The 24786-nt window shown below is 57.9% G+C and carries 17 protein-coding genes and 1 riboswitch; of the genes, 6 read left to right on the top strand and 11 right to left on the bottom strand.

Annotated elements, in window-relative coordinates:
- Nucleotides 1–3 precede the first annotated feature (3 nt).
- From FGA82_RS28240 to FGA82_RS28230, 3 genes are all read right to left on the bottom strand, one after another.
- Nucleotides 4–1950, bottom strand: a complete 1947-nt coding sequence (locus FGA82_RS28240) for a P-loop NTPase fold protein (protein WP_141129638.1) — start codon at nt 1948–1950, stop codon at nt 4–6.
- A gap of 205 nt (nt 1951–2155) precedes the next feature.
- Complete coding sequence (locus FGA82_RS28235) at nt 2156–2473, bottom strand: SCP2 sterol-binding domain-containing protein (protein ID WP_007912567.1); 318 nt, start codon at nt 2471–2473, stop codon at nt 2156–2158.
- A 50-nt stretch (nt 2474–2523) separates the two neighbouring features.
- Nucleotides 2524–3234, bottom strand: coding sequence for a histidine phosphatase family protein (locus tag FGA82_RS28230; RefSeq protein ID WP_141129637.1), 711 nt, complete (start codon nt 3232–3234; stop codon nt 2524–2526).
- Nucleotides 3235–3438: 204 nt separating this feature from the next.
- Here FGA82_RS28230 and sohB point away from each other — a divergent pair, with 204 nt between their 5' ends.
- Both sohB and FGA82_RS28220 read left to right on the top strand, forming a co-directional pair.
- Nucleotides 3439–4470, top strand: a complete 1032-nt coding sequence (gene sohB / locus FGA82_RS28225; protein WP_122605220.1) for a protease SohB — start codon at nt 3439–3441, stop codon at nt 4468–4470.
- Nucleotides 4471–4574: 104 nt separating this feature from the next.
- Nucleotides 4575–9542: a dermonecrotic toxin domain-containing protein gene (locus FGA82_RS28220; RefSeq protein WP_141129636.1), complete on the top strand. Its 4968-nt coding sequence runs from the start codon at nt 4575–4577 to the stop codon at nt 9540–9542.
- Between the two features lie 43 nt (nt 9543–9585).
- On the opposite strand, the gene FGA82_RS28215 is transcribed toward FGA82_RS28220, so the two are convergent.
- Nucleotides 9586–10080, bottom strand: coding sequence for a DUF934 domain-containing protein (locus tag FGA82_RS28215; RefSeq protein ID WP_141129635.1), 495 nt, complete (start codon nt 10078–10080; stop codon nt 9586–9588).
- Nucleotides 10064–11722 (bottom strand): nitrite/sulfite reductase, encoded by a 1659-nt coding sequence (locus FGA82_RS28210; RefSeq protein WP_034152311.1) that lies wholly within the window; start codon nt 11720–11722, stop codon nt 10064–10066. Before FGA82_RS28210 ends, FGA82_RS28215 begins: the two co-directional genes overlap by 17 nt.
- 524 nt (nt 11723–12246) lie before the next feature.
- Here FGA82_RS28210 and FGA82_RS28205 point away from each other — a divergent pair.
- On the top strand, nt 12247–13320 hold the full coding sequence (locus tag FGA82_RS28205) for an ABC transporter substrate-binding protein (RefSeq protein WP_141129634.1): 1074 nt from the start codon (nt 12247–12249) through the stop codon (nt 13318–13320).
- Nucleotides 13321–13325: 5 nt separating this feature from the next.
- On the opposite strand, the gene FGA82_RS28200 is transcribed toward FGA82_RS28205, so the two are convergent.
- The gene (locus tag FGA82_RS28200; RefSeq protein ID WP_008080467.1) at nt 13326–13544 is read right to left on the bottom strand and encodes a DUF2970 domain-containing protein; all 219 of its coding nucleotides are present in this window, start codon (nt 13542–13544) and stop codon (nt 13326–13328) included.
- A 270-nt stretch (nt 13545–13814) separates the two neighbouring features.
- Complete coding sequence (gene metH, locus FGA82_RS28195; protein WP_141129633.1) at nt 13815–17525, bottom strand: methionine synthase; 3711 nt, start codon at nt 17523–17525, stop codon at nt 13815–13817.
- 154 nt (nt 17526–17679) lie between these two features.
- On the opposite strand from metH, the gene FGA82_RS28190 reads away from it, so the two are divergent.
- From FGA82_RS28190 to nfuA, 3 genes are all read left to right on the top strand, one after another.
- Nucleotides 17680–19986: a fatty acid cis/trans isomerase gene (locus FGA82_RS28190; RefSeq protein WP_141129632.1), complete on the top strand. Its 2307-nt coding sequence runs from the start codon at nt 17680–17682 to the stop codon at nt 19984–19986.
- Between the two features lie 178 nt (nt 19987–20164).
- Entirely contained in the window at nt 20165–21187 is a 1023-nt protein-coding gene (locus FGA82_RS28185; protein WP_141129631.1) for an acyltransferase family protein, read from the top strand.
- Nucleotides 21188–21244: 57 nt separating this feature from the next.
- The gene (nfuA, locus tag FGA82_RS28180; protein WP_007912592.1) at nt 21245–21829 is read left to right on the top strand and encodes a Fe-S biogenesis protein NfuA; all 585 of its coding nucleotides are present in this window, start codon (nt 21245–21247) and stop codon (nt 21827–21829) included.
- 159 nt (nt 21830–21988) lie between these two features.
- On the opposite strand, the gene cobM is transcribed toward nfuA, so the two are convergent.
- The 4 genes from cobM to FGA82_RS28160 form a co-directional block, all read right to left on the bottom strand.
- Nucleotides 21989–22735 (bottom strand): precorrin-4 C(11)-methyltransferase, encoded by a 747-nt coding sequence (cobM, locus tag FGA82_RS28175; protein WP_141129630.1) that lies wholly within the window; start codon nt 22733–22735, stop codon nt 21989–21991.
- An 81-nt stretch (nt 22736–22816) separates the two neighbouring features.
- Nucleotides 22817–23230, bottom strand: coding sequence for a cobalamin biosynthesis protein (locus FGA82_RS28170; RefSeq protein ID WP_141129629.1), 414 nt, complete (start codon nt 23228–23230; stop codon nt 22817–22819).
- A complete protein-coding gene (locus FGA82_RS28165) occupies nt 23227–23928 on the bottom strand; it encodes a CbtA family protein (RefSeq protein ID WP_141129628.1) in 702 nt (233 codons plus the stop codon). Before FGA82_RS28165 ends, FGA82_RS28170 begins: the two co-directional genes overlap by 4 nt.
- Nucleotides 23929–23939: 11 nt before the next feature.
- Complete coding sequence (locus FGA82_RS28160; protein ID WP_003225486.1) at nt 23940–24137, bottom strand: CbtB domain-containing protein; 198 nt, start codon at nt 24135–24137, stop codon at nt 23940–23942.
- A 124-nt stretch (nt 24138–24261) separates the two neighbouring features.
- A riboswitch (cobalamin riboswitch) is annotated at nt 24262–24483 on the bottom strand.
- Nucleotides 24484–24786: the final 303 nt, after the last annotated feature.

The following is a 24786-nucleotide window of genomic DNA, read 5'->3' as shown; positions in this document are numbered from 1 at the left end:
AGGCTATCCAGAGACTTTGAGGGAGCGGATGTCTTCAATGTAAGGGTCGAGAAAGTTTTCAACATTCGAAGAGAGGCGTTGTTGTTGGAATAGAGATAACTCTTGGGCACGCGTCAGAATCATTTCACGAACGCTGAACAACCACTCACGCTCGCCTGTTTCCTTCGCGCTTATTGGTGTGAAGCTGTAGCGTGCTCTAAATGCTCCCAGAATGATCTGTTGCTGTTTGGGGTGAAGATCAAGAAGTGTAGAGACGAACTCTTTGCACTGGACTTGTAACAGGATTGCGGGGTGGATGTGATCAACTTCGCGGTGGCTGGAGTAGGAAAGCCTGTAGACCAAACGTTCGACACTGCATTTCATATCCTCCAGAAGTTGAGTGGCGCTTTCTACATCCAGGTCGTTTTGTGTCAAATCACTGAGCCGTTTGAACTCGCAGAAGAAAGCTTCGGCTTCCGCAGATTTTTCGCCCTGAAACGCTAAGCGGTAGTGTCCTGTGAAAATTCCATACTTCACACCCTCCAGATCTTTTGGCGTAAGTATGGGTAGCCTCTTTGTATCATAAAGATCCTGCAAATATTGTTTGCCTTGAGATAGAATTCTACTGTGGGCAACAGTTAATGATTTTTGGGATGAAAGCCAGAGTCGCAGTGCGAATGTTTCAAAGATATCTTGAGGTGAGATAAATATCCGCTCTTTATATTGCGCTTCGAACTGCGCTAGATTTTTTTTGAAACGTTCTTCTGTTAGTTCATAAGGACGTCTGAGTGCATCCAGGGCAGGCATGTCTTCTTCTCGTATGAAGTAAACACTATTAGCCAGAGAGGAGCGGATGGCATCAGCATCCAAGGTGCCCTGGATAAGCAGTTCGGAAAGCAATGTGTTAGAAAGAATTTGATCCCGTAGATCCACCGTGAGGTGCCGATTCTCCATTTCAATAAAAGCCTGTTCTTCAGGCTTACTTTGCTGGATTTTCTTCAGGAAACTCGGTGCTTGTACTGGGCGGCTCAGGATATCAACTGCACCAATCTTTTTTTGTGCGATTTCGATGGAGAAAATGACAATGATGTTTACAAGAGAAGCCATAGCTTTGGAGTTCTGCTGCTGTTGAGATGGGAGTGCAGCAAAAATTCGTTCAAAATCCCACAATGTCTGTCGTAAAATACGCAGGTTATGACACTCGGAGTGATGGAAGATGCGGATGATATCTTCTTGCATATCTGTGATGAGTTGTCGGGCGGCTTTGTGTTTTATGGTATTTGTAAAGTGTTCAAGTGCTTCATGTGTTGTCGTCTGAATGGTAAGCGACTTTCCGATGACCTTTTCGCGGCTTTTTAAATACTCGTCTTTGTCTTTTTCGTTGATTTCGTCTTCGTTGGCGATAATGATGACTTTTCTGTCGCCGTGCTCGATGAATTCGTTAATATATCCCAAGAGCATCTTGCTGGGCAGGTTGCTGCGTTCAAAGTCATCAAAGATATATAGTTGTTTATGGAATTTTGAGATGAAATTCTTGAGTGATAGCGAGGTTTCAAAACGGAAGATTTTCAAGGCTGAGCGAGTTATTCCGCCAATTATCTTGGCAGTTTTGACATTGAGTCCCGGAAAAGCCGCGCATATAATTCTATCGTTTATGTCTTCAATGGAATCGGTGCCGTATAGGCTGACATAAATATAACAGTGCTCAGGCTGCTTGTTAGCTTCTTTGGAAAATAGACGCCAGATCCATGATTGCATAAGCATTTTTTTGTATGCGGACAGCCAGCCCCGAAAATCTGTTGGTTCAGAGCGGAAGTTTTTTGCAATGAAATTTTGTATTAAGTGCGTTTTTCCTGTTCCCCAACTACCGTTGATCAGAACGGCATATTTTGGAGGTTGGCTCAAGCTCAGGTAATAGTCGAGGTAATCATAGGTAGAGCGATTGGTGGCGGTTGTTGCAGGGTGGTCCATGTCCGATCCATTTGGCTGAGTGTCGAGTTATTTTGACAGACTATCAAACTATATAGGTTTCGCAGTTAAAGTTTACAGCTCAACCATTACGCACGATCCCGCCTGATTCATAAGCGTTTGCTCACTCATCCAAACAAACGAATCCCGCCATCAGGCGGGATTCGTGGTGTATTCCGACAGGTCCCGCGATAGCGGGTCTGCGGTCTTACGAAGGGAACAGCTCGGACAGTTTCATCGACAGCATCATGTCGCCTTCAACGCGCAGCTTGCCGCCCATGAAAGCCTGCATGCCGTCGGTTTCGCCGCTGACGATACCTTTCAGGGTTTCGCTGTCCAGCACCAGCGTGCAGTTGGCGTCCGGGTTTTCGCCTTCCTGGATGTCGCAAGTGCCGTCTTTGACGATCAGCGAGTACTGCTTGTCTTCGTCGGTGATGTTGAAACCGAAAACCAGATCCAGACCGGCAGCAGCGGCTGGGTTGAACTTGGCTTGCATTGCTTTTACGGCATCGGCTACGGAGGTCATGGTTCGATCCTTATGAGGTTGATTACAGCAAGGTTCACAGTTATCCGGACTCAGCGAAAAGTGATGAGTTCCGGAGCCTTCAGCAGTTGCAGGTGTGCATGACTGTTGAAGGAGGCCAGAGCCACCTCGCGACCGCGGAACTTCAGCTGGTTGAGCGAGGTGTTGACGATTTGCCAGTTCAATTCAAAGGCCTGTTTCGCAGGCATTTGCGTAATGAGGTGGAGCAGGGCGGTGATGGTGCCGCCGGAGGTGAACACGGCGATTTTCTGATTTTTATCGGCCAGATCGAGTATCCGGTGTAGCCCGGCCTGAACCCGATCGACGAAACCCAGCCAGCTTTCCAGCTCCGGCGTGTCGTAGGTGCCGGCCAGCCAGCGCTCGATGATGAGGGCGAAAATGCGTTGGAATTCGCCACGGTTCTGCGCGGCGTTGCGCAGGATGTCGAGGGCTTCCGGTTCGTCTGCCAGCATGTCCGGGAGCAGGGCACGGATCACCGCGTCGGCATCGAACTCGTTGAACGCCGAATCGGTTTCCAGCGTCGGTACCGGCAAACCTTTGGCGGCGTATTGTGCCAGCGCGCTGGTGGCCGTGTGCTGCTGACGACGCAGGTCACCGGCGAGGCAGCGATCGAAGCTGATCCCCAGTTCAGCGAGGTGCTGACCGAGGATTTCTGCCTGGCGCACACCGGTCGGCGATAGGACGTCATAGTCGTCTGCACCGAAGGAGGCCTGGCCATGTCGAATCAAGTAGATGCTGCCCACGTCCGCGTCATCCCGGTACGTTGAAGGTTGTGGCGAGGTTATGAGGATGACGGGTAGCTGTCAATGAAAAAACATACGCTTGTTTGAAATGCCCGTTACAGGGGTGTTGCCAGAGGTTTCACGGCTGGCCGACAAGCCGGCGCATGGGTATGCTGGAGCCATCCCGCGTGTGTCCCACATCCGCGCATCGTTTAAGGAGTCTCTGTGGAGTTTTTCACCGAATACGCCAGTTTTCTGGCCAAGACCGTTACCCTGGTAGTCGCCATTCTGGTGGTGCTTGCCAGTTTTGCTGCATTGCGCAGCAAGGGCCGGCGCAAATCGGCCGGTCAGTTGCAGGTCAGCAAACTCAATGATTTCTACAAAGGCCTGCGTGAGCGCCTGGAGCAGACTTTGCTCGACAAGGATCAGCTCAAGGCCCTGCGCAAAGGCGAAGCCAAGTCCGAGAAAAGCGCGAAAAAGCAGAAGAAGCAACCTGAAGCCAAATCCCGCGTATTCGTCCTCGATTTCGATGGCGATATCAAGGCGTCCGCCACTGAAAGCCTGCGCCATGAAATCACCGCGTTGCTGACCTTGGCCACGCCAAAAGACGAAGTGGTCCTGCGTCTGGAAAGCGGAGGCGGCATGGTTCACAGCTACGGCCTGGCGTCGTCACAACTGGCGCGGATCCGCGAGGCCGGTGTGCCGTTGACGGTGTGCATCGACAAGGTTGCTGCCAGCGGCGGTTACATGATGGCGTGCATCGGCGAGAAGATCATCAGCGCGCCGTTCGCGATTCTCGGCTCGATCGGCGTGGTCGCGCAGTTGCCTAACGTCAATCGCTTGTTGAAGAAGCACGACATCGACTTTGAAGTTCTCACCGCCGGCGAGTACAAGCGCACCCTGACCGTGTTTGGCGAAAACACCGAGAAGGGCCGCGAGAAGTTTCAGGAAGACCTGGACATCACTCATCAACTGTTCAAGAACTTCGTGGCCCGCTATCGCCCGCAACTGGCGATTGACGATGTCGCCACCGGTGAAGTCTGGCTCGGCGTCGCGGCGCTGGATAAGCAACTGGTCGATGAACTCAAGACCAGCGATGAATATCTCGCAGACCGGGCGAAAAAAGCCGAGGTCTACCACTTGCACTACGCCGAACGCAAAAGCTTGCAGGAGCGTATCGGCATGGCCGCCAGCGGTTCGGTCGACCGGGTGTTGCTGAGCTGGTGGAGTCGCCTGACCCAGCAGCGCTTCTGGTAAATACTCTGACGCTCGCATGATAGCCGTCATGCGAGCGTGCCTGAGGTTCCTCGGCAATCTGTGCGTTATATATATATTTTAAACTTCTTGATTGTTGATGGCTTTTGCTTAAGTTCATCAACTTATCGCGCTGTATCCGCTTTTGTTTCAACTTTATTCTGAGTGCTCAAGTCAGATTAAGGTTGTTAAACATGGATGTTAAAAGTGAAACGCTGAAGGCTCCTGAAATGACGCCAGCTCAACAAGGCGTCTTTTATGAGTTGTTCAAGGAGCAAATCCCTTCCTGGTTGCTTGAATCGTCGACTGTCCTGCGCGACGCACTCTATGCAAGCCTTAAAGCCAGCTACCTGTCCCGGCACATCGCGCGGGAACAGGCCAAGACCTTGAGTTCTCCGCAAAGTTTCTGTACGCCGCTGTTGGCCAAAGCAATGACGCAGAAGCTGGGTGAACCTTTCGAAGTCGCGGGTGCGATCTTCCAGCATGTGCGCTCGACGTCCAGCCTGTTGGGGTTGCGCAAGAAGCTGGTGCTGCCAATCCAGCGTGATCTGGTGGCTGCCGCCTGCGAGAATTTCGAACTGGCAGAAACAATCCCTGGCAACTATAGCGAAACTTCGTTTCTTTATATTCCGGAGCGCGTAACAGGAAAACGCAGTCGGATCCTGCCAATTAAACCCCATGAGTTCGCCAAGCTATGTCGTGACCTCGATCTGGGAGCGCAATACCAGAAACATGTAGAAGCCTTGTTTGGCAGTGATAACCAAACGGGCAGTTTGCAGTCGGTTTCCGTGACATGTTCAAAGGATCAATTCGACGTCGACCGGCATATCGCACTGATGCGCGGACATATCAGTGCGGATGTTTACGCAATGCTCGAATCGGTCAAGGACTCGGCGTCCAGGATCAGCTTGGGCAACAACACGCTGGGTTTTCAGAATCTCGAAATGCTCGGCGTGACCTTGAGGGGCACGATGTTGATCGGGCCGGTCGGCGTAATTGCCGACGATGACCAGCGCTGTGTGGTTTATATACCCGGCGATCCGGATCACCCGCTGAAGGAATACACATCGTTCTCGATGTTCGAGCGGCAGTTGAGCGTGCGCTTGCGAGACATCAAATGGCGCAGCTTTTTTATGCGTTTCATCCTCCTCGGGGAGCGCTCGACATTCATCTCTGGTCTGAATGTGAGGCTGTTGAATGCCAGTGCAACGCAGTTTCCATTTGCGACGTTCTACCTGCCGGTGACAGCCGTAACGCCTGAAGGCGATGCCAGGCACGACCTCTTTGTGGCGCTGTTTCAGCACCACTCGAAAAAAGTCCGCGCGGAGTCGCGATTACTGGTGGTGCCAACTGGCGATGAAGATGAAAAGACCCGCCTGACAAGGCTGGAAAGCTATAAATCCATCGGTTTGAACTCGCTGGCGTTCTTTGCCTCGTTTGTCCCCGTTCTTGGCGAAATGATGTTTGCAGTCGCCGGTCTGCAATTGCTCAGCGAGGTCTATGAAGGCGCGGAGAGTTGGGCGCACGGTGATCAGGAGCACGCGACGGATTGCCTGTTCGACACCTTGGAAAATCTGATCCTCATGACGGCATTCGCGGCGGGCGGAGTGACTGCAGGCAAGGCGTACAAAACCGTGCGCTCGTCTAATTTTGTGCAGGGTTTGCGACGTATGCCTATCGCGGACAACGCCCATCGATTGTGGCGTCCGGACATAGCCGCCTATCGCCAATGGGAGCCCGCTCTCGATGGGCTTTCTACGGACAGCCAAGGATTAGTCTGGCAGGGTGGTGAGCATTATCTGCCGCTGGGGACGGATGCCTACGCGGTACGTCCAGTCAGCGGTACCGGGCTGTGGGAGGTGTGTGGCACGCCGTCCTTGACGCGATACAAGCCGTTGCTGGAAACCAATGGCGCGGGGGCTTGGCGGCACGACTCGGAACTGGCGCAGGGCTGGAGCCCACTCAAACTGCTGCGCCGCCTCGGCTACCGGGAAGCCGGGCTGCCCGATGCCCGTGCCTTGCAGGTCATCGCCTGCACCGGCATCGACGGGACACAATTGCGCCATTCGTTCGTGCAACGTGGCGAGACGATCGCAATACTGACCGATACCGTCAGACGCTTTCGTGCTGATACGCAGGTTTCGCAGTTTCTGCAACAAATCGCCGCGCCATCACTGGCTTCATCAGCCGATGCTGATCTGCAGTTGTACCTGCTGACTACGTCGTCGCGCTGGCCCGCGGATCTGGCGGTGATCGTGAAGAATGCTGGACCAGGAGATGTGGTGCGGTATGGCGTTGAGAGTGCGTCTCGCCGTCTGGAAATCAGCAAGGATGCGCTGCGTCAGGGGCAGTTTCACGCGGCACTCCTGACGGCACTCAAGGCGGATGAGAAGTCGCATCTACTGGGTTCGACAGCGGCGGAAACATCCGATCAGGTTGCATTGCTGATTGGTTATATAGGCGGGGTCGCGCCGCGCCAACGCACGGCGCTGATGAGTCGGCTGTATCGACGCCTTGACGTATGGGAAATCGACCGCGGGGAAGCTGTTTGCAAAGCTTTTTCGCCCCTGTCAGCCAGTATCGCCGATGAGCTGGTACGGCATGCCGACGTCAATGAATGGGCGCAACTCGACGCCGCCCGGATACCGCTGCGACTCGCCGAGGAGGCTCGGCGCTATCAAACGATCCAGCGTTTGAACCGCGCCTATGAGGGGCTGTATCTGGATGCAGTCAGCGGCGACGACGCTGACAGGTTGCTGCTCGATACCTTGATGCACTTGCCCGGGTGGCCCGGCGATGTTTCGGTCGAAATAATGGAGGAGGGGGCATCGGCCACAGACAACAATCGAGTGGGTCAGACCAATGCTTCCCACAAGGTCGTGATTGAGGTGCATGCGGATCGTTATCGGGGCCTTGATACGCAGGGAGCCGTCGTGTCGACGCAGGCAGCCCGCACTCGGGCAGATTTTTTTCAGACGTTATGGGAAACCCTGCCGGTGCATGCCCGCAAGGCACTTGGCGTTGCCACGGACACCGACGGCAGTGCTCTTCGGCAGAAAATCACCGCGTTGGCATTGCAGCGCCGCGAGGCTTTTGCCACCTTGCTGAGTGGCAAAACGCTGGACGCAGACTACCACTCGCCCATGGGGCTGGCCGATCGTCAGGTCGAGCACTCGATGGGACTCTCGGCGCCGGATACCAGCCCTTTGCCGTCCAGATCAGCGGCAATCATGCAACGGGCGGCCGAATTGTACCCTTCCCATTCCACCGAGCAGATCAAGCTGTTTGTGGCATCACTGGAGGCGGACGATGTCCTGGCGGTCAGAACACTCGAGCAGATGAGGGTTGAGTATCAAACGATGGTAGAAGCGCTGGAGCGCTGGATCCACCGCGATACCTGGTATCACACCGATGACGGAGCACGCGAGAGGGTACCGTTACACAGCAAATCCCGTGCATCGCAAGCAATCCAGCGCGCCTGGCGCCGGGAAACCCGCATGACTCATGAGTCGGGTGACAGCGTGCACAGTCTGACGCTGGCCCCGGTGCCTCTGGGTGACCTGCCGGTGATCGTTGCCGATTTCAGTCACGTCGCTGTGCTGCAAATGAGGGGCGTGGGCGCCAGTGCCGGGTTGAACACCTTTCTGCGCAATTTTCCCCGGCTGAGCACACTGGAATTGTCGGGCAACGGGCTGACGCGTATTCCTCAGGCCATCGAAGACATGTCCGCTCTGCGTCATCTGGATCTGAGTGCAAACCGCATCGAATTCACTGAGCGCTCGGATCCCGAGTTCGGCAACAACGATGCCCTTGTTTCGCTGGATCTGAGTTTGAATCCGACGCTGGGCCGCGCACCGCGGATCGCCGCGCAGCGCCGACTGCGTCGCCTTGAGCTGCGAGCTTGCGGGATTGCGCAATGGCCCTCGGACATCGATGCGCTGGCTCATCTGCAGGCGCTGGGTCTGCGCAATAACAACATCGCCGAAGTGCCCGCAGCGGTCTTCAAATACCGGACCGCACTGATCCGTGGCATCAACATTGACGGCAACCCGCTGTCAGCCGCGAGCCTCGAGGCCATTGCGCAGTACCAAAAGACCCAGGGGATTGGTCTGGGCGTAATGACCAGCGATTATCCGGGCACGGCATGGCAGGCTGCCGACAAGGAAGGTGCCGGTTGGATAAAGGGCTTGTCGCAGGTGTCGGTTGCTCACGCGCAGGAAGTGCTGACGTCTTTATTGGCGGATCCGCAGTCCGGTGATTTTTTCGAAATGCTTGAACAGTTACGCGCAACCGCCGATTTCACACGTACCCGCGATCAATTGGCCCAACGCGTGTGGAGCGTGCTTGAGGCGATGTGCGCAGACGCCAGACTACGTCGCACGCTGTTTCGAATGGCCGGGGCCGGTCAGCCCAGCGCTGTGAATGTTGCCGCGCTGTTCAGTGAGCTTGAGGTCAGATTTTTATGTCATCGCGCAGCCGCGGCGTCGCGCACCGCTACACAAGCGCTGGAAGGGGAGCTGATCGGTCTGTTGCGCGGCCTGTTTCGATTGCATGAGGTGCAAAGACACGCGTTGATGGAGGTTGCGCAGCGTGCGCAATCAGGTCCATTCACCGCGCAGCAAGCAATGGATATCAGTTTGCTGTACAGGGTGCGATTGGCCGAGCGACTGCAACTGCCCGGGCAACCCCGGCAACTGAATGCAACGCTGAGCGTTGAAGTGACCGCCGGACAAATCGATCAAGTCTGCCTGGAGGTGATCCGGACCGAGCAGGGTTCACAGCTGTTGGAGTCGATCAGTCAGGAGGAATTCTGGTCGGAGTACTTGTTGACGACACAGCGCGCTGCTTTTGAAGACAATCTACAGCGCAGTGGGCGATCACTCGCGCAACTGGAGAGGCAAGCCGGGCTGTCTCGCCAGACGGCCTCGCAACAGATGAAGACCATTCTGGACAATTTCAGGAACGAAGGTGCGCAGGTGCGCAGGCGACTGACAACGCAGGCATTGAGTCGGCACCCGGGTTTGACCTTGCCAACGACGACGATGGCGGGCAGGTTTGGTCAATCCAAGGGTTAAGCAGAAAACCCCGAGTCCGCGTGAGCGGGCTCGGGGTTCGTGGTCAGCGGCGACGGAACAGCGGCAGCGGTTCGTCAGTGGCGGCCTGATAGGTCACCGAGAAGTCCTTGAGGCCTTCCAGCGCTTCGTACGGGTCTTTATCCGCGCGAATGGCGAAGGCGTCGAAACCGCAGCGATGCATATAAAACAGCTGATCGCGCAGCACGTCGCCAATCGCCCGCAGTTCGCCTTTGAAACCATAACGGTCGCGAAGCAGACGGGCGTTGGAGTAGTTGCGGCCGTCGGTGAACGCCGGGAAATTCAGCGCGATCACCTGAAACTCGGCGACGTCTTCACCGATTTCTTCAGCTTCTTCGCCGGCGTCCAGCCAGATACCCAGGCCCCCGTCGCGGGCTTTGAGCATGCGGCTGTGTTCGCGCCACAGTTGCAGTGGAACGATCAGATCGTCGCAGTTGCTGATCTCGTCGATGTTGAAATCCTTGGGCAGCAAGTGCCAGGTTTCGTCGACGACCTCGTTGTTCTTAATGATTCGCTGCATAGACGCGTTCCTTGAAGAGGTCGATGCCAATACGCTGGTAGGTGTCGATGAAGCGCTCGTCTTCGGTACGTTGTTCAACGTAGACGTCGATCAGCTTCGAGATCACGTCAGGCATGGCTTCCTGAGCGAAGGACGGGCCGAGGATCTTGCCCAGGCTCGCATCCCGGCTGGCGCTGCCGCCGAGGGAAACCTGATAGAACTCTTCGCCTTTTTTGTCCACCCCGAGGATACCGATGTGGCCGACGTGGTGATGACCACAGGCGTTCATGCAACCGGAGATGTTCAGGTCCAGCTCACCGATATCGAACAGGTAATCCAGGTCGTCGAAGCGGCGCTGGATCGATTCGGCAATCGGGATCGACTTGGCGTTGGCCAGCGAGCAGAAATCACCGCCAGGGCAGCAGATGATGTCGGTCAGCAGGCCGATGTTCGGCGTAGCGAAACCGCCTTCACGCAGTTCGCCCCAGAGGGTGAACAGTTGGCTCTGCTCGACGTCGGCGAGAATGATGTTCTGTTCGTGCGAGGTGCGCAGCTGACCGAAGCTGTAGCGGTCGGCCAGATCGGCGACGGCGTCGAGCTGCTTGTCGGTGATGTCGCCCGGGGCAACGCCGGTCGGCTTCAGCGACAGGGTCACGGCGACATAACCCGGCTTCTTGTGTGCCAGGGTGTTGCGGGTACGCCAGCGGGCGAAACCAGGATGCTCCTTGTCGAGATCGGCCAATTGCGCGGTCTGGTTGTCCAGCGCCTTGTAGTCCGGATCGACGAAGTGCTTGGCCACACGCTGCAGCTCGGCGTCGGTCAATGTGGTCTGGCCACCGCGCAGGTGCTCCATTTCCGCATCGACTTTCTGCGCAAACACTTCAGGCGTGAGGGCTTTGACGAGGATCTTGATCCGCGCCTTGTATTTGTTGTCGCGACGACCGTAGCGGTTGTACACGCGCAGGATGGCGTCGAGGTAGCTCAACAAGTCCTGCCACGGCAGGAATTCGTTGATGAACGCGCCAACCACCGGTGTACGACCGAGGCCGCCACCCACCAACACACGGAAACCCAGTTCGCCAGCGGCGTTGTGCACCGGCTCAAGGCCGATGTCGTGGACTTCAATGGCGGCACGATCAGCGGTCGAACCGTTGACGGCGATCTTGAATTTACGCGGCAGGTAGGCGAATTCCGGGTGGAACGTGGTCCACTGACGGACGATTTCGCACCATGGGCGTGGGTCGATCACTTCGTCGGCGGCGACACCGGCGAACTGGTCGGTGGTGACGTTGCGCAGGCAGTTACCGCTGGTCTGGATCGCGTGCATCTGCACGGTGGCCAGTTCAGCGAGGATGTCCGGGATGTCTTCCACCGCCGGCCAGTTGAACTGCACGTTCTGCCGCGTACTGATGTGGGCGTAGCCCTTGTCGTAGTCGCGGGCAATCTTGGCCATCATGCGCGTCTGACGCGAAGTCAGTTGGCCGTAAGGCACCGCCACACGCAACATCGGCGCGAAGCGCTGGATGTACAGGCCATTTTGCAGGCGCAGGGGGCGGAATTCTTCTTCGCTCAGCTCACCTGCCAGATAGCGTCGGGTCTGATCACGGAACTGCTTGACGCGGTCCTCGATGATCCGCTGATCGTACTCGTCGTATACGTACATATAAGTCCTGTTCTCAGGCTTGGGCTACTCGGAAAACGCTGCGTTTTCGCGTGCTGGAGTCCGATTTTGCCTCTGCAATTCTGCGCGCACGGCCGCGCACTCCCTAGAGGAGCCGGGGCAATATACCCGTTTGCAGTTATGCGCAAAAGTGATGTTTGAGTATATGTAAAGAACCAAATCGCCTAACGAGAATGGCTGTCAACTAACCCACATTTGTCGTGCGGACAATCATCGTCTTAACTGTGGTCGAGTCTTTCTGCAATCACCGATAAAACCGACAAGAGGCGATGCAATGAGCAACCCGACCAAGGCAAGAAAAAGCGACAGCAGTGTCGATGCGTGGGCCATTCTGTTCCTGATCATTCTCGTAGTAGGGACAGCGGTATTCTGGGTCAGCCACCAGTAAACGACCCATCCGGGCCCGTGCCCGACGAATTGTCGGACAAAAAGCGGGATCAGGCATCAATAGCCGGTGGATCGAGGGCTATAATGCGCGGCCATTTTTCCTTGGGCCCGGATGCTTCATGTTCAAGTTTTTTCACCTTAGTCTTTTGCTGTTCGGCGCACTGTTCCAGATCGGCGCACGGGCGGAGTCTGTGCTGTTTTTGAACCCGGGTTCGACGCAGGAAGCCTTTTGGGTCAGCTATTCGCAATTCATGCAGGCGGCCGCGCATGATCTGGGTATTGACCTGCAAATCCTCTATTCCCAACGCCAGCCCGAACTGACCCTGGCTCAGGCGCGCCTTGCGTTGCAGGGGCCGAATCGTCCCGGGTACCTGATATTCGTCAACGAACAATACGTCGCGCCGCAAATCCTGCGTCTGGCCGAGAACAGTGGCGTGAAACTGTTTATGGTCAACGCCGCGCTGACCCCGGACCAACAGGCGTTGGTCGGTGAACGTGCCGACCGCATCGGCAGCCTGGTGCCGAACGACGAGGAGGGCGGTTACTTGATGATGAAGGAGCTGATCCGCCTGCATCCTGCTGCGGCAAATGCTGAGCCGATTGAAGTGTTGGCGTTCTCCGGCCTGAAGGTCACCCCCTCGGCGCAGCTGCGCGAGCGCGGCATGCAGCGGGCGTTGGCCGAACATCCACAGACCCGCTTGCGACAGCTGGTTTACAGCGGCTGGACGCAAGAGCGCGCCTATGAACAGGCAAAACAGTTGTTTGCGCGTTATCCGAAAGTTTCGCTGGTGTGGTCGGCCAATGATGAAATGGCCTTCGGCGCGATGCGCGCGTACGCCGAGACCGGCAAAGTCCCCGGTAAAGATGCCTTGTTCAGTGCGGTCAACACCTCACCGGCGGCCTTGCAGGCGCTGGTTGACGGTCGGCTGAGCGCGTTGGTTGGTGGGCATTTCACCTTGGGTGGCTGGGCGTTGGTCGAGTTGCATGACGTAGAGCAGGGCGTCGAACTGAATCACTACGGCGGCCGGGATCGGCAAATTCCGTTGCTGCAACTGATCGACAAGCCGCACGCTCGACAAATGCTGGCCATGGGCAAGTCGCCGCAATACGGCGTGAACTTCCGCAAGCTCTCAGCCAAGGGGCAGCCGGATTCGTATCGTTACCCATTCACCCTGCAAACCCTGATGCGCTGATTTCGTCAAACCCCGGCGAAATGCAGCACCAGTTTGACGATGGCAAATAGCGTCAACGCAAACACAGCCGTAAAAAGAATGCCCAGCACCACGAAATGGCTGGGCTTGCCATGGGTGAAATCCCTTGCCCGGTTCTTGCCGCTCTGCACCCCGAACGCCGCCGCCATGACGCTGTGCAGCATCTGCCAGAAGGTCGGCGGTTTGTTGTCGACTGGATCGTCCATAAATCCCTCGTCTGCCGTGTGTGTCAGACAAGCATAGCCAACCCTTTCACGAGCACTGCAAAAACAAATGTGGGAAATGGGCAGGAGAGAGGGGTGAGCGAGCATCCCCGAAACCCTGTGGGACTGGCTTGCCAGCGATGAGGCCGGCACACGCGACATCAATGTTGGCTGACCCGACGCCATCGCTGGCAAGCCAGCTCCCACAGGTTTAGCGTTGGTTCACAAGATTTGTGAACGACGCGGGCACCTGTAGGCGCTGGCGGAGGCTGCTTAGTTGTCGTAGCCGAGGTTCGGCGCCAGCCAGCGCTCGGTCACGCTCAACTCCTGGCCTTTGCGCGAGGTGTAGCTGGCGACCTGATCCTTGTCGACCTTGCCCACCGCAAAGTACTGCGCCTGCGGATGGGCGAAGTACCAGCCGCTGACCGCTGCTGCCGGGAACATCGCGTAGTGTTCGGTGAGGAACACGCCGCTGCGGCCGGCGCGCATCTCTTCAGCTTCCGGGTCGAGCAACGCGAACAGCGCGGCCTTCTCGGTGTGATCCGGGCACGCCGGGTAACCCGGGGCAGGGCGGATGCCGCTGTATTGCTCTTTGATCAGCGCGTCGTTGTCGAGCACTTCGTCCTTGGCATAACCCCAGTGCTCTTTACGCACTTGCTGGTGCAACCATTCGGCGCAAGCCTCGGCCAAACGGTCGGCCAGCGCCTTGACCATGATCGAGTTGTAGTCGTCGCCGGCGTCCTGATAGGCCTTGGCGACTTCTTCGGCGCCGATGCCGGCGGTGGTGATGAAACCGCCGACGTAGTCGGTCACTTCGCTGTCCTTCGGTGCAACGAAGTCGGCCAGCGAGAAGTTCGGTTTGCCGTCGGTCTTGATGATCTGCTGGCGCAGGTGATGCAGTTTGGCCAATGGCTGGCCGTCATCGCCGTACAGCTCGATGTCGTCGTCATGCACCTGATTGGCCGGCCAGAAACCGAACACCGCGCGGGCGCTGATCAGCTTCTCGTCGATCAGCTTGGCGAGCATTTCCTGCGCGTCCTTGTACAGCGCGGTGGCGGCTTCACCGACCACTTCGTCTTCGAGGATGCGCGGGAATTTGCCGGCCAGATCCCAGGAGATGAAGAACGGCGTCCAGTCGATGTATTCAGCGAGGACTTTCAGGTCAATGTTGTCCAGAACCTTGCTGCCGGTGAAGGTTGGTTTGACTGGCTGATAGGTCGCCCAGTCGAACTGTGGCTTCTTGGCGATGGCGGCTGCGTAGCTCAAGCGTTCAGTACGAGCACTGCGGTTAGCGGTACGCTCACGGACATCGACGTATTCCAGACGGGTCTTCTCGACGAAACCGGCCTTCAATTCTTTCGACAGCAATTGGGTGGCAACGCCCACCGCGCGGGAGGCGTCGGTCACGTAAACCACCGCATCGTTGCTGTACTTCGGCTCGATCTTCACCGCCGTATGTGCTTTCGAGGTGGTCGCGCCACCGATCATCAGCGGCAGGTGGAAGTCCTGACGCTGCATCTCACGCGCCACGTGAACCATTTCATCCAGCGACGGGGTGATCAAACCGGACAAACCGATGATGTCGCATTTCTGCTCCTTGGCGACCTGCAGAATCTTCTCTGCCGGCACCATCACGCCGAGGTCGACGATGTCATAACCGTTGCAACCGAGTACCACACCGACGATGTTCTTGCCGATGTCGTGCACGTCGCCTTTGACGGTGGCCATCAGAATCTTGCCCTTGGCTTCCGGCTTGTCGCCCTTTTCCAGCTCGATGAACGGGATCAAGTGCGCCACGGCCTGCTTCATCACACGGGCGGATTTCACCACTTGCGGCAGGAACATTTTGCCGGCGCCGAACAGGTCGCCAACGATGTTCATGCCGGACATCAGCGGGCCTTCGATCACTTCGATCGGGCGGGCGAACGACTGACGCGACTCTTCGGTGTCTTCAACGATGTGCGTGGTGATGCCTTTGACCAGCGCATGTTCCAGACGCTTGTTGACCTCCCAGCTACGCCACTCTTCGGTCTCGGCTTCCTTGACGCTGCCGTCGCCCTTGTACTTGTCGGCGATGGCGAGGAGGGCGTCGGTGCCATCCGGCGTGCGGTTGAGGATCACGTCTTCCACGGCGTCGCGCAGCTCTTGTGGGATCTGGTCATAGATCTCCAGCTGGCCAGCGTTGACGATACCCATGGTCAGGCCCGCGCGGATCGCGTACAGCAGGAACACCGAGTGGATCGCCTCACGCACCGGGTTGTTGCCGCGGAACGAGAACGACACGTTGGACACGCCGCCCGAGGTCAGCGCATACGGCAGCTCGTCGCGGATGTAGGCACAGGCGTTGATGAAGTCCACAGCATAGTTGTTGTGTTCTTCGATACCGGTGGCGACAGCGAAGATGTTCGGGTCGAAGATGATGTCTTCCGGTGGGAAGCCGACTTCGTTGACCAGAATGTCGTAGGAGCGTTTGCAGATTTCTTTCTTGCGCGCTTCGGTGTCGGCCTGGCCGGCTTCGTCGAATGCCATCACCACCACTGCCGCGCCGTAGCGTTTGCACAGTTTGGCGTGGTGAATGAACTGCTCGACGCCTTCTTTCATGCTGATCGAGTTGACGATGCCCTTGCCCTGAATGCACTTCAGGCCGGCCTCGATCACTTCCCATTTAGAGGAGTCGATCATGATTGGCACACGGGAGATGTCCGGCTCACCGGCGATCAAATTGAGGAAGGTCACCATGGCCTTCTTCGAATCGAGCATCCCCTCGTCCATGTTGATGTCGATCACCTGCGCACCGGCCTCGACCTGTTGCAGGGCGACTTCGAGGGCTTCGGTGTAGTTGTCTTCACGGATCAGACGGGCGAACTTGGCGGAACCGGTGATGTTGGTACGCTCACCGACGTTAACGAACAACGAGCTGCGATCGATGGTGAACGGTTCCAGGCCCGAGAGGCGGCAAGCCTTGGGGATGTCGGGAATCTGCCGTGGCGCATAACCGGCGACAGCTTTGGCGATGGCTTCAATGTGCCCCGGCGTGGTGCCGCAGCAGCCGCCGACGATGTTGAGGAAGCCGCTCTGGGCGAACTCTTCGATGACTTTGGCAGTTTCCGAAGGCAGTTCGTCGTACTCGCCGAATTCGTTCGGCAAACCGGCGTTCGGGTGCGCGGAAACGTGGGTGCTGGCCTTGTTCGACAGCTCTTCCAGGTACGGGCGCAGCTCACTGGCGCCGAGCGCGCAGTTGAGGCCGACCGAGATTGGCTTGGCGTGCGCCACCGAGTTCCAGAACGCTTCGGTGGTCTGACCCGACAGGGTGCGGCCGGAGGCATCGGTGATGGTGCCGGAAATCATGATCGGCAGTTCGATGTGCAACTCTTCGAACACGCCTTGCACGGCGAAGATCGCCGCTTTGGCGTTGAGGGTGTCGAAAATGGTTTCGATCAGGATCAGGTCGGCGCCGCCCTCGATCAGGCCTTTGGTGGCTTCGGTGTAGTTTTCCACCAGTTCATCAAAGGTGACGTTGCGGTAGCCGGGGTTGTTGACGTCCGGCGACAGCGAACAGGTGCGGCTGGTCGGGCCGAGCACGCCGGCAACAAAACGCGGCTTGGCCGGGTTCTCGGCGGTCTTGGCGTCGGCGACCTTGCGCGCCAGACGTGCGCCTTCTACGTTTAACTCGTAGGCCAACTCTTCCATGCCGTAATCGGCCATGGAAATACGCGTGGCGTTAAAGGTGTTGGTCTCGAGGATGTCGGCGCCGGCATCCAGATAGGCCTTCTCGATGCCGCCGATAACGTCGGGACGAGTGATCACCAACAGGTCGTTGTTGCCCTTGACGTCACTCGGCCAGTCAGCGAAGCGTTTGCCGCGATAATCCTGTTCTTCGAGCTTGTAGCTCTGGATCATCGTGCCCATGCCGCCGTCGAGTATCAGGATGCGCTCTTTGAGAGCTTGCTTGAGAGCTTGAAGGCGGACGCTGCGATCGGACATTTGGACTACTCGGAAAGACCATTACGAAGGAGCGGGATCATAGCAAACCTGTGCGCTTTTAGAGCACGTGGGGCTTTTGCATGAATATCGCTCATGTTGGTACGAGCGTCATACTGTAGAATCGCGGCGTTTTTTTACAATCGGGATCAGCAGCATGTCTTACCGCGTCATTGGTTTTGTGTTGCTGTTTCTCAGCTGGGGCGCCGTGGCGCAAGAGCCAGCGACTGTGCCTGCCATTTCTCAGTCGATTTCGTACGTCCGCGACATCCAGCCAATCTTCACCGAGAAGTGCGTGGCCTGCCATGCCTGCTACGACTCGGCTTGCCAGTTGAATCTGGGCAGTGGCGAGGGCGCGGCCCGTGGCGCCAGCAAGATGCCGGTTTACGATGGCGAGCGCACACAAGCGGCACCGACCACTCGGCTGTTCTACGACGCCTTTGGCAAGCGTGCCTGGCAGCAGAAAGACTTCTATTCAGTGCTCGACGCGCAGGGCAGTCAGGCGGCGCTGATGGCGCGCATGCTCGAACTCGGGCACAAGACGCCGCTGACACCGAACGCCAAACTCCCGCAAGACATCGTGCTGGGCCTGAATCGCGAGAACATGTGCGCGCTGCCCGCCGAGTTCGAAGGCTACGCCGGCGCTCATCCGAAAGAAGGCATGCCGCTGGCGGTCACCGGGCTGACCGATCAGCAATATCAGACGCTGCAGCGCTGGCTGGCGTCAGGTGCGCCGATTGACGAGCAAGGCCTGGCGCCGAGCGCCAAGGAGGCGTTGCAAATCGTCCAGTGGGAGAACCTGCTCAACATGCCCGGCGCGCGGCAAAGCCTGGTCGGCCGCTGGTTGTACGAGCACTGGTACCTCGCGCACATCTACTTCAAGGACGGCGAGCCAGGGCATTACTTCCAGTGGGTGCGTTCGCGCACACCGAGCGGGCAGCCGATCGACCTTATCGCCACTCGCCGCCCGAACGACGATCCGGGCACTCAGGTGTATTACCGTTTGTGGCCGGTGCAAGGTGTGATTGTGCATAAAACCCACATCACCTATCCGCTGAGCGCGGCGAAGATGGCGCGGGTGAAAAGCCTGTTTTACAGCGGCAACTGGCAGGTCAATGCCCTGCCGGGTTACGGCCCGCAGAGCCGTGCCAATCCCTTCGCGACATTCGAGGCGATTCCGGCGCAGGCGCGTTATCAGTTCATGCTCGACAACGCCGAATACTTCGTCCGCACCTTTATTCGCGGCCCGGTGTGCCGTGGGCAGATTGCGACCGACGTGATCCGCGACAACTTCTGGGCACTGTTCCAGGCACCGGAACACGACCTCTATATTACTGATCCGAACTATCGCGGTCAGGCCACGCCGCTGCTGGCCATGCCCGGGCAGAACGACGATGTAGGCAGTGTGTTGAGCCTTTGGCACAACTATCGCAACAAACGTAACGAGTACGAGGCGTTGCGACGCGACAGCTACGCCGATGTGCCTGCGCCGAGCTGGTCGACCCTGTGGGCCGGCAATGACAACGCGCTGCTGAGCATTTTCCGCCACTTCGACAGTGCTTCGGTGACCAAAGGCCTGATCGGCGAGGTGCCGCAGACAATGTGGTTGTTCGACTATCCGCTGCTGGAGCGCACGTATTACCAGTTGGCAGTCAACTTCGATGTGTTCGGCAACGTCTCGCATCAGGCGCAGACCCGCCTGTATTTCGACCTGATCCGTAACGGCGCTGAGCAGAACTTCTTGCGCCTGATGCCCGCCGACTCTCGTGAGGATTTCCTCGACGATTGGTACCAGAGCAGCGGCCAGTTCAAGATGTGGCTCGATTACGAGTCAATCGATGACGACAAACCGACTGCGCTTAAGCTCGATGAGAAAGACCCGAAATACGACTTCGCCATGCAATTGCTGGCGCGTTACGGCGATCTCAATGCGCGGCCCGATCCGATCAACCGTTGCGACGGCGCTTACTGCTCACGGCCGAATATCGACCCGGCGCTGCAAAACGCCGAGCAGGCGTTAAGTCGCCTGACTTCGCGCCCGGCCGCCGGCTTGAAGGTCATCGACCAACTGCCGGAAGCCAGCATGCTGCGCGTTGAAACCGCCAGCGGCAAACGAGAGGTCTACAGCCTGCTGCGCAACCGCGCGCACAGTAACGTGGCGTTCCTGTTGGGCGAGTCGCTGCGTTATCAGCCCGGGCTGGACACGCTGACCATTTACCCGGGCGTGCTCAGCAGTTATCCGAACTTCATCTTCAACGTCCCGGCCGATCAGGTGCCGGCGTTTGTCGATGCGATGGAAAACGCCAAGGATGCCAACCGCTTCGAGAAAATCGTCGAACGCTGGGGAATTCGCCGCAGTCATCCGCAATTCTGGTTCTATTTCCACGATTTGAGTCAGTACATCCACGAAACCGATCCGGTGGAAGAGGGCGTGCTGGACATGAACCGCTACGAGAATCTTTGATCGATTCAGATTGGCCGACTGTCACAGCTTCAGGTAACACACAAATCCCCTGTAGGAGCTGTCGAGTGAAACGAGGCTGCGATCTTTTGATCTTTCAGAATCAAGATCAAAAGATCGCAGCGTGCCGCAGCTCCTACAGGGATTGAGGTGGATTTGAGGGTGAGGACGGGAGCGGCAGATGTTGATTTCAGTGCAAGCCCTGCGTGCGCTGGCCGCGTGGACGGTGGTCTGCCATCACTTCATGCAGATTTTCTTTGATTTCAAAGCACGCGGTCCCATCGGGCAACTGTTCATCGATAAAGGTGCAGTGGGCGTCGATGTGTTTTTTGTCATCAGCGGCCTGGTGATTTTCCTCTCGACTGAACACAAACCGCTGCCACCGGCGCGCTTTCTGTTGTATCGGCTGTTTCGCATCGTCCCGGCGTATTGGCTGTATACGCTGTTGATGGCGCTGCTGGTGGTGTTCGCCCAGCCGTTGCTGCCGGACCAGAGCGTGGATTGGGGGCATCTGCTGTTGTCGTTGCTGTTCATTCCGACTGAAAACCCCGGCGGCTACGGCTTCTATCCAACGCTGAATGTCGGCTGGACCCTGAATTACGAAATCCTGTTTTACGTGCTGTTCGCCTGGGCGCTGCTGTTTCGCTTGCAGGTGCGCCTGCTGGTAGTCGCGGCGTTGCTGTTTGCAGTGAGTCAGGCGTGGACCGGGTTTGGCTGGATCAGCGAGTTTTACCGTTCGGACATCGTCTATGAGTTTCTGCTGGGGATTGGCATCGGCATGCTTTATCGCCGGGGCTGGATCGGTGCGGGACTGTGGCTGCCGCTGGCGGCCATCGTTGCGGCGTTGCTGGCGATTTATCATCTGGCACCGGCGCCGAGGCTGCTCAACTGGGGTGTACCGAGTGCGGTGCTGGTGATGGCTTGTATCGCGCTGGAGCGTTATGTCGAGCGCAGTCGTGTCCTCAAGCTGCTCGGCGATTGCTCATATTCGGTGTATCTGATGCACGTTCTGGTGTTGTCGGCAGGCGGGTATCTGGCCCGGCGCTACGGCATCAACCCGTATTTGATGTTTGTCGTGTGTGCGCTGGCCATCGGCGTCGGCTCTTGGCTGAGCTACGAATGGGTGGAAAAACGCAGTTATCGCTGGCTCAAGGCGCGGATCGACAACGGGGCGGACGAGAATCTTTCCCGACAAAAATACTAGGACTTTGTCCGGCGCAACGATTGGCGTAAACTGCGCCCAAGCCTGCGAGGAGTTTCCATGACCGCTATTACCATTACCGACGCCGCCCACGATTACCTGGCCGATCTGCTCTCCAAGCAGAACACCCCGGGCATCGGCATCCGCGTCTTTATCACCCAGCCTGGCACCCAGTACGCCGAAACCTGCATTGCCTACTGCAAGCCGGGCGAAGAAAAACCTGAAGATACCGCGCTGGGGCTGAAAAGCTTCACCGCTTATATCGATCACTTCAGCGAAGCGTTTCTCGATGACGCCGTCGTCGACTACGCCACCGACCGCATGGGCGGCCAGCTGACCATCAAGGCGCCAAACGCCAAAGTACCGATGGTCAACGCCGACAGCCCGGTCAACGAGCGTATCAACTACTACCTGCAAACCGAAATCAACCCGGGGCTGGCCAGCCACGGCGGTCAGGTCAGCCTGATCGATGTGGTTGAAGACGGCATCGCCGTTCTGCAGTTCGGTGGCGGTTGCCAGGGCTGCGGCCAGGCGGACGTGACCTTGAAGGAAGGCATCGAGCGCACGCTGCTCGAGCGCATTCCCGAGCTGAAAGGCGTTCGCGACGTAACCGACCACACGCAGAAAGAAAACGCCTACTACTAAGGCGTTCGCTGCGGACATGAAAAACGGCGCCCCGTGAGCGCCGTTTTTTTATGGGTGAGTTTTTTATGGATGAAATGTACCGACGCCTTCGCGAGCAAGCTCGCTCCCACATTTGATCGCATTCCATATGTGGGAGCGAGCTTGCTCGCGAAGGGGCCTTCAAGGGCGATAAAGGTGGGCATGCCCCGCGCGATACAGCGATGACTCGCTGAACACTTCACTGCCCAACACACGCCCAACCAGAATCAACGCCGTACGCCGAAACCCCTTGGCCGCAACCTTCCCGGCGATATCGGCCAGCGTTCCCACCACCCAATCCTGATCCGGCCACGTCGCCCGGTGAATCACCGCGATCGGGCAATCGGCACCGTAATGCGGCAGCAGCTCGGTCAGGATTTTGTCCAGATGATTGACCCCCAGATGAATCGCCATGGTCGCGCCATGCTGCGCCAGACTGCCGAGTTCTTCGCCTGCCGGCATCGCGGTCTTGTCGGCGTAGCGGGTCAGAATCACAGTTTGCGACACATCCGGCAGCGTCAGCTCCGCCCCAAGCAACGCCGCACAGGCTGCCGTTGCCGTCACTCCCGGGATGATCTCGAACGGAATATTCAGCTCCCGCAGATAACGGATCTGCTCGCCGATTGCGCCATACAGGCTCGGATCGCCGGAATGCACTCGCGCCACATCCTGACCTCTGGCATGCGCGGTTTTGATCAGGTCGATGATCTGTTCAAGGTGCAACTCAGCGCTGTTGACCACCGTCTCAGCGTGATGCCCTTCGAGCACCGCCGCCGGCACCAACGAACCTGCATAGATAATCACCGGGCAACTGCGGATCAGTCGCTGGCCTTTGACGGTGATCAATTCCGGGTCGCCGGGGCCGGCGCCGATGAAGTAGACGGTCATCTTTGAATCCTGAGTAAAAGAGGGCACGACCACGTTGCAGATGAACAACGCTCATGATCAATGGCGGGGATTATCGGGATTTTACGCCGCGCCGGCCAATGCCAACGTAGCCTGAGCGTATTTCTGCCGGGAAATCAGCAGTTTTGCCGGTGCCTGAATGAGCTGTTCGGCAAGAGCCAGCGCGGCACTTTCCGCCACGCCATAGCAACCGGTGCGTTCGTAGGCGATTTGCGAATGGTGGCTGAGTCGTTGCTGATAACTGGCCAATTCCTCGCTGCTGAAGTACAGCAAGGGCAGGGCCAGTTGTGCAGCAAGTTCTTGCAGACCCGGCTCATCGCGCTTCAAGTCGATGCTGGCCAAGGCCTTGACCGCTTCAAGGTCGATGCGATGTGCCTGCAACGCCTGATCGAGCAGTGCGCGCAGCGTGCTGGCCGGGCAGCCGCGCTGGCAGCCCAGGCCGACTACAAAGGTCGGCGCTGTGCTGTCATCGGTCATGCGTGGTATTGACCATCGCTTTTGCGGCGGAACAACCAGGCGCTGATCAGGCCCAGGGCCAGCCAGAACGCCACGTTGGTCAACTGCGAAGCAATTTTGAACTGGGCTTCCAGTGCTTCCGGCGCGAGCATCGAATGCACTTGCGGCTGCGGTGCGCCAATGACGTGTGGGACAGCAAGGATGGCCACACCGAGGACTTTCATCAGCCAGTGACGGCTGAACGCAATCAGCGACAGGCCGACGGCGGTCGAAGCGGCAGTACCGATCCACCACATCTGGCGCGAGGCCAGATCAGCGGCAGCGGTGCCCGGCAATTCAGGTGGCAGGCCCATTGTCGGTGCCAGTACGAATGTCGCGTAACCGGCCAGGCCCCAGAGCAGGCCTTGCGAGGTTTTGGTCGGGGCGCGCAAGGTGTACAGGCCTGCGAGCATCAGGGCGAAACCCACTGCAACCACCAGATTGCCGCCAGTAGTCGAGACCACGCGCTGCCAGCCGTCTTCCGGCTCCCAGGCTTCGGCGTCGTGGGTGTGCGCAGCGGTGCCTGCGGCGTGTTCGTGAACTTCTGCAACAGGCTCGGCTTTCTCGAACGTCTCGGCCTGGAGAATCAGCGGAGATACCCAGAAGCTTTGCAGCAGAGTGAGGAGCAGGGCGGCCAGCAGACCGGTGAAACCTGCGGTTTGCGCAATACGCTTGATCATGTCGGCAGGTCTCAGTGGCACGGGAACGCGGCGCTGTGGCGGGTATCGTGGGCGGCGTTGTGTACCGCTTCGATGTGCGAGAAACCGGCGAAGTAGACCAGGCTGGCGCCGAGGATCGACGCAAAGATCGCGGCGGTCAGGCGTTGGCTCAGGGTGGCGGTGCTGGAAATTTTGTCCGTGTTGCTGCCGGTGCTGCTGATGATCGACATGGCGCTTCCCTCTGGAATGTCAGTGGGTGAATCGAGCGCATGAAAACCCCTGCGGGTCGGGCTCGCAGAGGTTCGAACAGCGCCCGCCCACCGCGGGTTTGTTATGTTCAGCGACGCACAAGGTGCGGGCTGTGTGTTGCGGGCCGGTCTCCGGGCTCACGAGGGGTTGGCGTCAGGCCGACCTGCAAGCGTCACCTTCCCATGCCGCACGGGCACAGTGGTTTTGACGCTTCGCTCGCTTACCGTTGCGGGGGCAGCACCGGACTGACATGGGCTTGAGTAAAGCACATGATTCACCGGTTTCCCGTTTCACCCTGTGAAGGGCACCCGTAACAAGTTGTGTAGGAGAGCATGGCTCGGGGATTTTAGTCAATTTTGTGGGTGGATCCGTTGCTGCGGTAACGGCTTCTTAGGGTTCCGCCCTTACGGCGGGTCACTTTTGACAAACGCCTCAAAGTAACCAAAAAGGCTTGCTCCTGCGTGCGGCCCGCTCGCTGGAGCTCGGGGTTCCTTCGCTCCGGGATCGATCCGGGCGCAGCGCCTACGGTTTGCTTCGCTGCACCTCCTCTCGCTGTGTTTGGCTGCGCCAAACGGTCGCTGCGCTCCCACCCCCGGATCAATCCCTCCACTCAGCCTTCCGACGTCGCCC

Origin of the sequence: Pseudomonas fluorescens, assembly GCF_005938625.1 — a bacterium.
GTDB lineage: Bacteria > Pseudomonadota > Gammaproteobacteria > Pseudomonadales > Pseudomonadaceae > Aquipseudomonas > Aquipseudomonas fluorescens_BD.
Note: the sequence above shows the minus strand (reverse complement) of the source record. Positions and strands in the feature narration are given on the sequence as shown.